We start from the raw sequence: 12,888 nt of genomic DNA, 5'->3' as shown, positions 1-12,888 counted from the left end.
TGTCAGAAATCTTTCAGATAACGGTTTTCGGCCCGATAATGCCACTGAACCGTTATTATGTCCGATTCTCCCGGGCCGGCAAGGAAAATGCGGCTAATAAACTGTTAATAGGCGGGACGCCCCTTGACCTATGGTTAACGCCGCGATCGGCGTTTCACTTGTGAATCCAATCTGTTACTGCTCCGTACCGCAACGTTCGTTGCGTATTTGTTCGCTGGTGATTCCTACAACTAACGGGATAACACGCGGGATCAGATCAGCACGTCCTCACGCAAAACCTCGCGACTCACCCAAAATACCTTGTAGGATTCTACAACTGCCCAGCCATTCTAATCCGTGCTGCTCTTTGTCGATAAATTTTAGCGACGGAGATCAGCATGAAAGTTGTTGCGATATCGACAAGGCAGGGGCTTTCCGCACAGCACCTTCTCGAAGCACATCATCGACTTCGAGCTCAGGTGTTTTCAGACCGATTGGGTTGGGAGGTTGGGGTTCTTGACGGCCGGGAAGCGGACGCCTTCGACGCTCTCCAGCCGACTTACATTCTCGCCGTATCGGATAGCGCTCGTGTGGCAGGATGCGCTAGGCTCCTGCCAGCCATGGGTCCAACGATGGTGACGCATGTCTTTTCCTCACTGCTGACACACGGACAACTAAACGCCCATCCATCTATGATCGAAAGCTCCCGCTTTTGCGTGGACACGACCTTGGTCGATCTTCGCGGAGGGGGCCTCGTCCACGAGGCCACTTTGACCATGTTCGCGGGCATCATCGAATGGTGCATCGCAAATGGGTACACGGAGCTCGTCACGGTGACCGATCTTCGATTTGAGCGGATCCTTGCACGCGTTGGATGGCGCCTGTCACGATTGGGCGAGCCGAAGAATATTGGCAAGACAATAGCCGTCGCGGGCACCTTACCGGTGAACGCCGAGACATTCCTCCGGCTTCGCCCATCCAATTACCACTCTGAATTCATCTCGCTAGATGGGCAGTGGAAAAGGAGAGATCCGTGAACCAGCTCCGCTCTCACCACAGGCTTGTCTGCAAACTTCAAGACGCGCTCGGCCATAAGCTGTGCGCCGCATTGGAAGAAGTGGATGTGATCGAAATAATGCTCAATCCGGACGGAAAGCTCTTTATTGAGCGCCTCGCTCACGGCGTTGCGGCGGCCGGCGAAATGTCGCCCGTCGCGGCGGAAACGGTGATCGGAATTGTGGCGCATTTCATTCAGTCGCAGGTAGACACGAAGCAACCCATCATCTCCGGCGAGCTCCCGATAGGTGGGCACCGCTTCGAAGGCCTTTTACCACCAGCGGTCGCCAAGCCAGCCTTTACGATCCGCCGCCGTGCCCCACGCCCAATTCCGCTCGAAGAATATGTGCGCTCAGGCGCGCTGACGAGATACCACGCCTTGATGATCCGAAAAGCGATTTCCAAAAGGCTAAACATCATCGTATCCGGGGGCGCCGGTTCTGGCAAAACGACGCTTGCGAACGCGTTGATCGATGAGATCGTCAAATTCGCCCCCGAAGACCGTCTGGTGATCCTCGAAGACACCGCCGAAATTCATTGTTCGGCCGAGAACGCCGTTCTTCTACATACCAGCGATACCGTTGACATGGCGCGACTGTTGAAGAGCACGATGCGACTGCGCCCCGACAGGATTGTCGTCGGCGAAGTCCGCGACGGTGCCGCGTTGACTCTGTTGAAGGCGTGGAACACCGGTCATCCCGGAGGCGTGGCGACAATTCACTCGAACACCGCCATGTCGGCGCTCCGCCGCCTTGAACAATTGACCGCGGAAGCGAGCCAACAGCCGATGCACGAGGTTATCGGTGAGGCGGTCGACCTCATCATTTCCATTGAACGGACACCGCGCGGGCGGCGGGTTCGAGACGTCATCCAAATCGAACGGTTCGCGGAGGGCCAATACGAGATCGGTTCAGACCAAGTCGATGAAGAAGAGGAGGCCCGTCATGTCGCGTAAGGCTTCCGTCGTCACGGTCGCATTTTCTGTCCTAACCATGGTGCTCGCTTCGCGTGATCCGGCACTCGCCAGTTCGGGCGGTGGCGGACTGCCCTGGGAAGGACCATTGCAGCAGATTCAGGAGTCGATCACCGGACCCGTGGCAGGATACATCGCACTTGCGGCTGTCGCCATAGCCGGCGGCATGCTCATATTTGGTGGGGAGTTGAACGACTTCGCACGGCGACTTGTGTACGTGGTTCTCGTCGCCGGCATTCTGCTCGGTGCCACGACCATTGTGGGCCTGTTCGGTGCGACTGGTGCTTCAATTGGCCTGACGAGGGAGCTGATCGCCTCGGACGGCTTGAAAGGCGCAGGAGTGACCAATGGCTGAGTCCGCGTCCGGTCTGCAGCGGAACCGCATCCACCGCGCGCTTTCGCGCTCGAACCTTCTGATGGGCGCGGACCGGGAACTGGTGCTGATCACCGGCCTTGCCGCAGTCATCCTCATCTTCGTCGTCCTCACGATCTATTCCGCGCTCTTCGGCGCTGCCATCTGGATCGTCGTCCTCGGGCTCCTGAGAATGATGGCAAAGGCAGATCCGCTCATGCGACGGGTCTATGTCCGCCATATCTCGTACAAACATTCGTACAAGGCGACCTCCTCGCCGTGGCGCCGGTATTGAGGGGAAGGCATGGTCGCTCTCAAACGTTTCCGGGCCACCGGCCCATCCTTTGCGGATCTCGTTCCCTATGCCGGCCTCGTCGACAATGGTGTTCTTCTGTTGAAAGACGGAAGCCTGATGGCCGGCTGGTATTTTGCCGGGCCGGATTCCGAAAGCGCAACGGACCTCGAGCGCAACGAACTGTCACGGCAGATCAATACGATCCTGTCGAGACTCGGAAGCGGCTGGATGATCCAGGTTGAGGCGATTCGGATCCCGACGTTCGACTATCCGTCGGACGATCGTTGCCACTTTCCCGATGCGGTCACCCGCGCGATCGACGCCGAACGGCGGGCGCATTTCGCGCGCGAGCAGGGGCATTTCGAGAGCAAGCATGCGCTCATCCTGACTTATCGGCCGCTCGAATCCAAAAAAACGGCGCTCAGCAAATACATCTACTCCGACGAGGAGAGCCGGAAGAAAACCTACGCCGACACGGTGCTGTTCATTTTCAAGAACGCTATCCGGGAGATTGAGCAGTATTTCGCCAACAGCCTTTCGATCCGTCGCATGGAAACCCGGGAAACTGTCGAGAGGGGAGGGGCGCGGGTCGCCCGCTATGACGAACTGCTGCAGTTCGTCCGGTTCTGCATCACCGGCGAAAACCATCCGATCCGGCTGCCTGCCGCTCCTATGTATCTCGACTGGATCGCAACGGCCGAAATCGAGCATGGCCTGACGCCGAAGGCCGAAAACCGCTTCCTCGCCGTCGTGGCGATCGACGGTCTGCCGGCCGAGAGTTGGCCGGGAATCCTCAACAGCCTCGATCTGATGCCGCTCGCCTATCGCTGGTCTTCGCGCTTCATCTTCCTTGATGCAGAAGAGGCGCGGCGGAAGCTCGAACGCACTCGCAAGAAGTGGCAGCAAAAGGTGCGGCCCTTTTTCGATCAGCTGTTTCAGACGCAGAGCCGTTCGGTCGATCAGGACGCCATAACCATGGTAGCCGAGACCGAAGATGCGATCGCGCAAGCGTCGTCGCAGCTGGTGGCCTATGGCTACTATACGCCGGTCATTATTCTCTTCGATCATGATCGCGAAGCCTTGCAAGAGAAGGCGGAAGCGATCCGCCGGCTAATCCAGGCGGAGGGTTTCGGCGCGCGGATCGAAACGCTCAACGCCACCGACGCCTATCTCGGCAGCCTGCCGGGCAACTGGTACTGCAACATTCGGGAACCATTGATCAACACGAGCAACCTCGCCGATCTGATCCCGCTTAACTCTGTCTGGTCGGGCAGCGCGATCGCGCCGTGCCCGTTCTATCCGCCGAACTCGCCGCCGCTGATGCAGGTGGCGAGCGGGTCGACGCCGTTCCGGCTCAACCTCCATGTCGATGACGTCGGTCACACGCTGATCTTCGGACCAACCGGCTCGGGAAAGTCGACGCTTCTGGCGCTGATCGCCGCGCAGTTCCGGCGCTACGAACGCGCCCAGATCTTTGCCTTCGACCGGGGGAACTCGCTCCTGCCGCTCACGCTCGCCGCCGGTGGCGATCATTATGAAATTGGAGGCGATGCTCAAGAAGAGGGGAGTGCGCTGGCCTTCTGCCCATTGTCGGACCTCTCCGAAGAATCTGATCGAGCATGGGCGACGGAATGGATCGAGATGCTGGTCGCGCTGCAGGGCGTCACTATCACTCCCGATCATCGCAATGCGATCTCGCGCCAGATTAGATTAATGATCGGCGCACCGGGTCGATCGCTGTCAGACTTTGTGAGCGGCGTCCAGATGCGCGAGATCAAGGACGCGCTCCATCACTACACTGTCGACGGTCCGATGGGTCAACTGCTTGATGCAGAGGAGGACGGTCTCTCGCTCGGTGCCTTTCAGACCTTCGAGATCGAGCAGCTGATGAACATGGGCGAACGAAATCTCATACCAGTCCTGACCTACCTATTCCGTCGAATCGAGAAGCGCTTGGATGGGTCGCCGAGCCTGATCGTCCTCGACGAAGGATGGGTGCCACTTGGGCATCCGAAATTTCGCGACAAAATCCGGGAATGGTTGAAGGTGCTTCGTAAACTCAACTGCGCCGTCGTACTCGCCACGCACTCCATTTCAGATGCTGAGCGTTCGGGGATCATCGACGTGCTGAAGGAATCCTGCCCAACGAAGATCTGCCTTGCCAACGGCGCCGCCCGAGAGCCCGGGACGCGCGAGTTCTATGAGAGGATCGGGTTCAACGAGCGACAGATAGAGATCGTTTCGAACGCGATCCCCAAGCGCGAATATTACGTCGTCACCCCTGAAGGCCGGCGGCTGTTCGATATGGCGCTCGGTCCCGTGGCCCTTAGTTTCGTCGGCGCATCCGGCAAGGAAGACTTGAAGCGCATTCGCGCCCTCCATTCGGAACACGGCCGCGACTGGCCGATCCACTGGCTACAAACGAGAGGAGTTCATGATGCCGCAGTGCTACTCACCGTCGAAAAGGCTGCTCGCTGACCTCGCGGCGGTTGCATTGACGATTGCCGCCGTCATTCCCGCGGAAGCCGGCACCGCAACTGGCGCCGCCACCGAGTGGACGCAGGTCCTCAACAATGGCGAGCTGGTCTCTTTAGTCGGGAAGTCCGGCGAGCAGATCCAGAACCAGCTCACCCAGATCAGCCAGCTCGCACAACAGATTCAAACGCAGCTGAATATCTACCAGAACATGCTCCAGAACACGGCGACGCTTCCGTCGCATATGTGGGGGCAGGTCGAAAGCGATCTCAACCAGCTGCGCAGCATCGTCGATCAGGGGCAGAGCATCTCGTTTTCCATGGGCAATGCCGATGATGTGCTGCAACAACGCTTTCAGAGCTACTCAAGCCTTAAGACCAACCTGCCAGACAATGCTTCTTTTTCAACTGCATATCAGTCCTGGTCGGACACCAACCGCGATACGATCGCAAGCACGTTAAAGGCGGCAAGCCTCACGGCCGAACAGTTCGACAATGAGGAAGGCACGATGGCCTCACTGCGGTCGATGTCTGAGATCGCCGATGGACAGATGAAGGCTTTGCAGGTGGGGCACCAGATCGCTGCGCAACAGATCGCGCAGATTCAGAAGCTTCGCGCTCTTGTCTCACAGCAAATGACTATGATGGGAACCTGGTTTCAGACCGAACAGACCGACAAGGACCTTGCGCAGGCGCGGCGTGAGAAATTCTTCAGCGGGACTGCCCCTTCCACCTCCGGCGGCGCGAAGATGAAAGTCGAGTGGTAAGCACATGACAACAATATCTCTTCGGCGGCTCCGCGCCACAATGGTGATTGCCACCTTCTGCATGCTGGCAGCACAGCCGGCACTTGCCCAAGAAGGTTCAGTGCTGACCTCATTACAGAGCCAGATCACCACGGCCGCAAAGGGGTGGGAAACCACCGTCATGGATGCGGCGAAATCCTTATTCTGGATCCTCGCGACAATCGAGATTGGCATCGCCGCCGTCTGGCTCGCATTACAGGCAGCCTCGCTAGACAGCTGGTTTGCCGAGCTCGTCCGGCGGATCATGTTCGTCGGCTTTTTTGCCTTCGTTTTGGGACAGGGACCGACCTTTGCGAAGGCAGTGGTGGATAGTCTGTTTCAGATTGGGGCTGGAGGCGGCACGGCCTCCCCAGCGGACGTCTTCAATGCTGGACTCGCCGTCGCAACGAAGATGTCGGAAAAGATACAGTTCGGTCTTTTCGAAGACAACGCGTTGGCGATCTCGGCTTCTTTTGCAATGGTCGTCGTGGTCATCTCGTTCTCACTTGTTGCTGCGATCTTCGTTTCCGTCATGGTCGAAATGTATATCGGCCTGCTTGCCGGCATGATCATGCTCGGTCTGGGTGGTTCCTCCTACACCAAAGACTTCGCAATTCGATATCTGATCTATGCCTTCTCGGTCGGAATGAAGCTCATGGCACTTGTCATGATCTCGCGCATTGGGTCGGAAGTGCTGATCGGATTGGCAAACGAGCCCGACATTGGTGATCAATTCCAGACCGCGCTCGCAATCGCTGGCATTGCCGTCGTCGTCTTCATCGTCGCGATCTACGTGCCGAATATCATGCAAGGCGTCGTCCAAGGTGCGTCAGCCTCAGGCGGGATGGAGACGATCAGACACGGTGGGCAGGCCGCATCCTTTGCCACAGGCGCGGGATTCCTTGCGGCTGGTGCCGTCGGCGCGGGCGTCGCGGCAGCTCAAAGCGCTCGGGCCGCAGGGTCATCCGTCGCAGGCGCGATGCTTCGAGGTTTCGGCTCAGGCATGGGGTCCGCAGGAAAAGCGGCGGGCTCGGCTGCCAAGGAGAAGGCCATCGGGTCTCCCGGCGCCTACGCCGGGTCTATTCTGGGTCTTGCTAACTCCAAGCTGGATCAGGCGCGCAGTGGGCACAGCGGACCAAAGCCACCTCCCGAACGCAAAGACTAACAGCAGTCAGAAAGTGATTAATCGATGGCAGCGAACCGCGCCCCCGAAAACCCGTATCTTGCCGCGCGCCAGGAATGGAACGAGCGATACGGCTCCTATGTGCAGGCGGCCGCCGCGTGGCGGATCGTTGGGATCCTCGGTCTTACCATGGCCGTGATCGGCTTCGGTTACGCGATATACCTAAGCACCCAGGTGAAACTAGTGCCTTATATCGTCCAGGTCGACAAGCTCGGCACCTCGGTCACCTCAGGGTTCCCGGAGCAGATCGAATACGCGGATGTGCGGGTGGTGCGCGCCACGCTTGGCAACTTCGTAACGAGCTTCCGCAGCATCACACCGGATGCCGTGGTGCAAAAGCAATATATCGATCGAACCTATGCGCTTCTGCGAGCGTCCGATCCGTCGACCCAGAAGATCAATGATTGGTTCCGCAGCAATTCGCCGTTCGAAAAGGCAAAGTCGTCGACGATCGCCGTCGAGGTCAACAACATAGTAGCGCTCTCCAATCAGACTTATCAGATCGACTGGACCGAATACGAACGGGACCGGAAGGGCAAGGAAACCGGGACGCGCCGGTTCCGCGGAATCGCGACAGTTACGCTTACCGCGCCGCAGGACGAGGCGACCATCCGCCTCAATCCGATCGGCCTCTACGTTAGGGATTTTGACTGGACGGCACAGCTTTGAGGGCAGGGGTTTGACATGCACAGAACAGCACTAATTGCAGCCACCGGCTGCTTGGCGGGACTCGTCTTTGTGGGCAGCGCTGAGGCGCAGACCATGACGACAAATGAGGTGAATGGCACGACCATTTCCAGGAAATGGCGCGTCGCGCCCGGACTGGTGACGGCCGGCTCCGATGGCAAGGTCACCTTTCTCTTCGGCGAAACCCAGCCGTCCGTCGTCTGCTCGCCCTTGCAGGTCTGCGATATCGAACTTCAGGGCGGCGAGATCGTCCGCGATGTTCTCGTTGGAGACACTGTTCGCTGGAAGGTGGAGCCTGCCACCTCCGGTGCAATCGGCGGCCAAGCGATCCATCTGATCGTCAAGCCGTCGGAAGCAGGTCTTGTCACCTCGATGGTGGTCACGACGTCGCGGCGCACCTATCACATCCAGCTCAAGTCACATCCGAGCCAGTACATGGCACGCGTCGGCTTCGAATATACCGAGGATGTCTCGGCCAAGCTCGCAGATGTAAATTCATGGCTTGAGACCGGCGGCGTCCCCGGCACGGCGCCCGACAAGCTGAACTTTTCCTATTCCATCGGCGGAAGCGCGTCATGGAAGCCGAAGCGGGTCTATTCGGATGGCGTGAAAACCTACATCCAGTTTTCGAAGTCGATCTCAGGTCAGGATGCACCGGTGCTGTTCGTGATCCACGGCGGCCAGAACCGCATCGTCAATTACCGAATGAAGAACGATTTGATGATCGTCGATTATGCCGTCGACCAGGCGATCCTCGTCTCCGGCGTCGGCTGGCGCCAGCAGAAGATCACCATTCGGCGGGGAGGCTGAGCTATGCACAAGCTTCTCGTTGTCATCATCATCAGCGGCTTTCTCACCGCATGCCAAACTGCTGAGGATGGGGTGGACCCAAGGTCAAACGCCGCGCCAGTCTCCGGGCCTGCCGCAAATGCCATCGCCGGCGACTTGGCAAGCCGGCTCGCCGAGCAGATCGGCCCCGTGAGCTCGACGACAATCAAGATGGAAAAGGACACGTCGGAGTTTGCGACGGCCCTAAAGGCGGCCCTAAAGGGCTTTGGCTACACCGTTCTAACCGACGGCAAAGTTGGAAAGGACGTGAAACCGATCGCGCTCACTTACTCGATCGATGGCACTCAAGATCAGGTGCTTGCGCGGCTGTCAACACCCTCCATTGCCCTTGGCCGCGCATACAAAGCAACGGCAGCCGGTGCGACGCCGGCAAGTCCGCTCTCCATCATGCAGCGTAATTGAGGGGAGGGGTATGATCCAATCGCTCCAGCTCGGCCCTTCAAAGCAAGCCGACGATCAAAAAGGCATGCGCCGCCTCAATCGGCTGCCAATTATTACCGCCACCATCCTCATCGCGCTGTTCTTCGGCGTGGTCGTGATTGGCCTATCGTGGCGAGGACTTCCCTTCAACTGGAGCAACGATATCGTCAGCACCTTGAATACACCGGCGACGAACTTCGGTGACCAGCTCAAGCGCGGCATCAGTGACGGCATCATCGGCGAGCCGGGTGAACGCGAAGAGTTCCAGCCAACACCCACCGTCGAACAGAAGCTCGAGAAGGAAGCACCTGTTATCGACCGCCGGCCCACGGAACGGCAAGAAAGACGCCCTCAGCTCGAATCAGAGGAGGAATGGAGAGCCCGCTTAAAGCGGGAGCAGGATGAACAATATCTCCGCGAAGCTCAACGCCAGCGGATGGCTCGCCTGCAGGCGCGGGAAACGGCTCTAGACTCGCCTTTGAAGGTGGATATTTCTGATGTCGAGAAAACCGCTAAAAATTCCACAGACACCGGCCGTCAGACGACGACGACAGCCAACAATGCCGCGGATCTCTACGCCGCCGCATCGAAATCCGGGCTGATGGGCCAGAACGTCGACCAGAATGCCCAAAGTTCGAAGGAGGATTTCTTCAATCAGGACATCAAAGATCTTGGATATTTGCCGAATAAGGTCGTGCCGCAGATGTCGCTGTATGAGCTGAAGCGCGGCTCGGTCATTCCAGCCACGTTGATCACAGGTCTCAACTCGGACCTTCCGGGCCGGATCACCGCGCAGGTCAGCCAGAATGTCTATGATAGCGCCACCGGCTACCGGCTCCTGATCCCGCGGGGGGCCAAGTTGTTCGGCCGTTACGATTCCAAGGTTTCGTTTGGCCAGGAGCGCTTGCTCGTCGTCTGGACCGATCTGATCTTCCCGAATGGCTCGACGCTGCAGATCGGCGGCATGGCTGGGACCGATGGGGAAGGATATGGCGGGTTCAAGGATAAGGTCGATCGGCATCTCTGGCGCACGTGGAGTTCGGCAGCACTCGTCGCGATACTTGGAACCGGCATCGACATGTCGATGCCCGAAAGCTCGACGCTTGCCACCCAGGACACGGCCTCCGATGCCGCCAGACGGAATTTCGCGGAAACTTTCGGTCGCGTTGCCGAGCAGACCATCTCGAAGAACCTGAACGTTCAGCCGACAATCCGGATCCGGCCGGGATACGAGTTCAATGTCTTGGTCGATCAGGATATCGTCTTTCCCTCCGCGTACAGCAGTCACTGAGACAGCATCAGAAAAAATCTTTGTTTAACACCATCTCAGAAGGTTTTGATTGCGGAATAGAGGTGAATAGATGTTTGCGCGGGTGAGCGCAGATCTGTATCACTTCCGAAGGAGCGGGGGCGCCTTCACGTACAACGGAAAGGAGATAGGTCTGTGGATCCAGCCTTAAGCGCTCTCATTGACATGGTTGAAGCCTCATACGATGAACGGATGATCAAACGCGGGCTCAAAGGCTTCGTTCATTCGTGCGGATTTCAATTCTTTGCATACCTGCAAACGGAAGGTCTTGGCGCCCGCGCACTCAGTTCCTATCCTGAGAAATGGCAGAAAATTTACCTACGCAACCAATATTCTCGAGTGGATCCGGTCGTTACGGAAGCCAAACGCCGGATGGAGATGTTTTCCTGGGCGATCGATGACTGGCCGTCTCGGGGAAGCTCTGAATTCAAGCGTTTTCGGGATGAAGCGGTCGAACATGGCATTCGCAGTGGGGTGACGGTTCCCGTTCAAGGCAGTTTCGGCTCGATCATTATGCTGACATTTGCTTCCTCGGGGCACAAAGCTGATATTTCAAAATGTCAGAAGCAACTAAACCCGCTGCAAGCGGTGCTGGCAATTCACTATCGCCTGAAGATTATAGCTGCATCGACGATCGTCGCACCCAGCCGGCTCCTTTCGCCAAGGGAAGCGATGTGTCTTACGTGGGCGGCAAAGGGTAAAAAGGCGTGGGAGATTGCCGTTTTAATGGGAATTACCCCAAGAACAGTGCAGCACTATTTTGATAGCGCACGCAAGAAGCTGAATGCCGCGACGATCCCTCAGCTCGTGGCAATCGCGAAAGACCGCGGTTTGGTTTGACCATCATTCGTCTTTTTCGGAGGGGACATCAGGAACATATCCAAGCGCATCGATGATTTCCGAGAGTTCTTCCTGCTGCGCTTCTGACTTCTTTTGACGATCGAGATACTCATCTTGCAGGCTCTTGAGCACGTCGCTGGAAGTCGAGGCGTTGGCGGTTGCAAGAGTCCACGCTTCGTAGACGGCTTCATCTGCGGCTAGAAGTCGGCGGTGCTCTTGGATCGCAGAAATTGCTAACGCTTTCAAATCGGCTTCTCGCATCGCTCTATAACGAGACTCTCTTTTGCCGCTTGTCTCAAATGAGACCTCGTTGTCCATCCGCTTCTCCTCTTACCTCGTTTGCGACCCGCCAAGGATCGAGACCTTCCGGTAGCCTATACGCTTTGCAAAATAGATCCCATCCTTCAGCAAGACAGGTACCCACAAACTCGACAGTCCATTGCTCGCACGAAGAGGGCATCAGCGAACGCGTCATCACTCTGATTCATATGCAGATTCCATATCCGGAATACCGCTGTAGAGAATACTCCGTGGAGAAATACTCTGCAAGCCGCTGCTCTCTCCGCCATGGAGATTCGAGAGGTGTTTGCACGGAATCTGAAAGCTGCGCGTCAAGCCAAAGGCCTGTCGCAAGAAGAGCTTGCGTTTCGGGCAGGTATCGATCGTACTTATATCAGTTCTTTGGAGCGCAGTGTCTATAATGCAAGCATCGACGTTGTCGATCGCCTGGCGACGGTCTTAGGTGTTGAGGCGTCTGAATTGCTGAAACGTCGGCCTGAGACAAAAATTAAGCCGCCCGGATAACGAGTACCGAACTGGGAACCGGAAACAGGGCAAACAAGGACAAAATGCTCGGCGCGTCCTCAACCCCGAATGTCCATCAGCCTCCTGAAGAATGATTATACGGCCATCAAATTCATCCCATTCGGCGAACGTTTACGCGGTATCTTTTTCACCTGTGGCGTCGGCACTTTGGAATTGCCCTTTAACTTTCTGGCCCTCGAGGAATAATTATGCATGCCGGGGATGTTCCATCCGTCGCACCGATTCCGACGTGAGAATCGAGTGCCTATTTGCCTCCAATCCTTGAAAGATCGATACGAATTCCGGCTTGGCCAATATCCTCGTTCACCTTCGTCCGCTTCTCGGGAGTGGTCACGGCGGCTGGCGGTTCATCCATGGAGCGCGCTTCGCTTTGCTGAGGCAATTCGATGGAGGCTCCTGGATCCTGCGCTTGAAATACACGCACTCCTTCGAATTCCCCGGTCTTCCAGGCATAGAGCGCGTCCTCGAAAATCTGGCGGAAGACGTCATCGCTCTTCGGATTGCCGTACCATTTGGCAACAATGCGCAGGACCTTGGCGAACATCGTCGTGCCCTTGCGCAGGTTCTCGCAGGCATCGACCAAATCCGGCGTCAGATCGGCTGCCTCCTTCACGCCGACACCGGCCGGAAACTGGGTCATGCCGACGCGAACCTCAGCTTGCTCAACATACTGGCGAACGATCGCCATGGCTTCGTCGGCCGATGTTGCCTTCGGAATTAGAATCAATCGGCCGCCTGATTTGACTGTGACCGCAAGGGGGTCGGACGACCCAGCGGCTGTCACGAACTGCTCGACGATCGTGGATGCTAATGAAGGGTCGGCGCATTGTTGGATTAGGGCAGCGTCAAGCATGACGTCTC

15 protein-coding genes are annotated in these 12,888 nt (G+C 57.5%); 13 read left to right on the top strand and 2 right to left on the bottom strand.

Annotated elements, in window-relative coordinates:
- Positions 1-377 precede the first annotated feature (377 nt).
- The 12 genes from traI (at position 378) to QA648_RS34360 (ending at position 11,202) form a co-directional block, all read left to right on the top strand.
- Positions 378-1,016: an acyl-homoserine-lactone synthase TraI gene (traI, locus tag QA648_RS34415; protein ID WP_283054528.1), complete on the top strand. Its 639-nt coding sequence runs from the start codon at positions 378-380 to the stop codon at positions 1,014-1,016.
- Positions 1,013-1,990, top strand: coding sequence for a P-type conjugative transfer ATPase TrbB (gene trbB, locus QA648_RS34410; RefSeq protein WP_283054527.1), 978 nt, complete (start codon positions 1,013-1,015; stop codon positions 1,988-1,990). Before traI ends, trbB begins: the two co-directional genes overlap by 4 nt.
- A complete protein-coding gene (locus QA648_RS34405; protein WP_283054526.1) occupies positions 1,980-2,363 on the top strand; it encodes a TrbC/VirB2 family protein in 384 nt (127 codons plus the stop codon). The genes trbB and QA648_RS34405 overlap by 11 nt, the downstream gene beginning before the upstream one ends.
- The gene (locus tag QA648_RS34400; protein ID WP_283054525.1) at positions 2,356-2,655 is read left to right on the top strand and encodes a conjugal transfer protein TrbD; all 300 of its coding nucleotides are present in this window, start codon (positions 2,356-2,358) and stop codon (positions 2,653-2,655) included. Before QA648_RS34405 ends, QA648_RS34400 begins: the two co-directional genes overlap by 8 nt.
- Positions 2,656-2,664: 9 nt before the next feature.
- Positions 2,665-5,133, top strand: coding sequence for a conjugal transfer protein TrbE (locus tag QA648_RS34395; protein WP_283054524.1), 2,469 nt, complete (start codon positions 2,665-2,667; stop codon positions 5,131-5,133).
- Complete coding sequence (gene trbJ, locus QA648_RS34390) at positions 5,093-5,896, top strand: P-type conjugative transfer protein TrbJ (protein ID WP_283054765.1); 804 nt, start codon at positions 5,093-5,095, stop codon at positions 5,894-5,896. The genes QA648_RS34395 and trbJ overlap by 41 nt, the downstream gene beginning before the upstream one ends.
- Before the next feature lie 4 nt (positions 5,897-5,900).
- The gene (gene trbL / locus QA648_RS34385; protein ID WP_283054523.1) at positions 5,901-7,079 is read left to right on the top strand and encodes a P-type conjugative transfer protein TrbL; all 1,179 of its coding nucleotides are present in this window, start codon (positions 5,901-5,903) and stop codon (positions 7,077-7,079) included.
- A 24-nt stretch (positions 7,080-7,103) separates the two neighbouring features.
- Complete coding sequence (locus QA648_RS34380; protein ID WP_283054522.1) at positions 7,104-7,766, top strand: conjugal transfer protein TrbF; 663 nt, start codon at positions 7,104-7,106, stop codon at positions 7,764-7,766.
- 15 nt (positions 7,767-7,781) lie between these two features.
- Positions 7,782-8,594 carry a P-type conjugative transfer protein TrbG gene (trbG, locus tag QA648_RS34375; protein WP_283054521.1) on the top strand — a complete coding sequence of 271 codons (813 nt, stop codon included), beginning with the start codon at positions 7,782-7,784 and terminating at the stop codon, positions 8,592-8,594.
- Between the two features lie 3 nt (positions 8,595-8,597).
- A complete protein-coding gene (trbH, locus tag QA648_RS34370) occupies positions 8,598-9,035 on the top strand; it encodes a conjugal transfer protein TrbH (protein ID WP_283054520.1) in 438 nt (145 codons plus the stop codon).
- A 10-nt stretch (positions 9,036-9,045) separates the two neighbouring features.
- Positions 9,046-10,344 (top strand): IncP-type conjugal transfer protein TrbI, encoded by a 1,299-nt coding sequence (gene trbI, locus QA648_RS34365; RefSeq protein ID WP_283054519.1) that lies wholly within the window; start codon positions 9,046-9,048, stop codon positions 10,342-10,344.
- A gap of 153 nt (positions 10,345-10,497) precedes the next feature.
- A complete protein-coding gene (locus QA648_RS34360; protein ID WP_283054518.1) occupies positions 10,498-11,202 on the top strand; it encodes an autoinducer binding domain-containing protein in 705 nt (234 codons plus the stop codon).
- Between the two features lie 3 nt (positions 11,203-11,205).
- Here QA648_RS34360 and QA648_RS34355 read toward each other — a convergent pair whose 3' ends face one another.
- Positions 11,206-11,520 (bottom strand): transcriptional repressor TraM, encoded by a 315-nt coding sequence (locus tag QA648_RS34355; protein ID WP_283054517.1) that lies wholly within the window; start codon positions 11,518-11,520, stop codon positions 11,206-11,208.
- A 249-nt stretch (positions 11,521-11,769) separates the two neighbouring features.
- On the opposite strand from QA648_RS34355, the gene QA648_RS34350 reads away from it, so the two are divergent.
- The gene (locus tag QA648_RS34350; RefSeq protein WP_283054516.1) at positions 11,770-12,006 is read left to right on the top strand and encodes a helix-turn-helix transcriptional regulator; all 237 of its coding nucleotides are present in this window, start codon (positions 11,770-11,772) and stop codon (positions 12,004-12,006) included.
- 265 nt (positions 12,007-12,271) lie between these two features.
- Here the strand turns inward: QA648_RS34350 and QA648_RS34345 are convergent, their stop codons facing one another.
- On the bottom strand, positions 12,272-12,880 hold the full coding sequence (locus QA648_RS34345) for a TraH family protein (protein ID WP_283054515.1): 609 nt from the start codon (positions 12,878-12,880) through the stop codon (positions 12,272-12,274).
- Positions 12,881-12,888 lie beyond the last annotated feature (8 nt).

The sequence above is a fragment of the Rhizobium sp. CB3171 genome, from assembly GCF_029714265.1.
Taxonomy (GTDB): domain Bacteria; phylum Pseudomonadota; class Alphaproteobacteria; order Rhizobiales; family Rhizobiaceae; genus Rhizobium.
The sequence above is the reverse complement of the archived record's forward strand: the minus strand, read 5'-3'. Positions and strand labels throughout refer to the sequence as shown.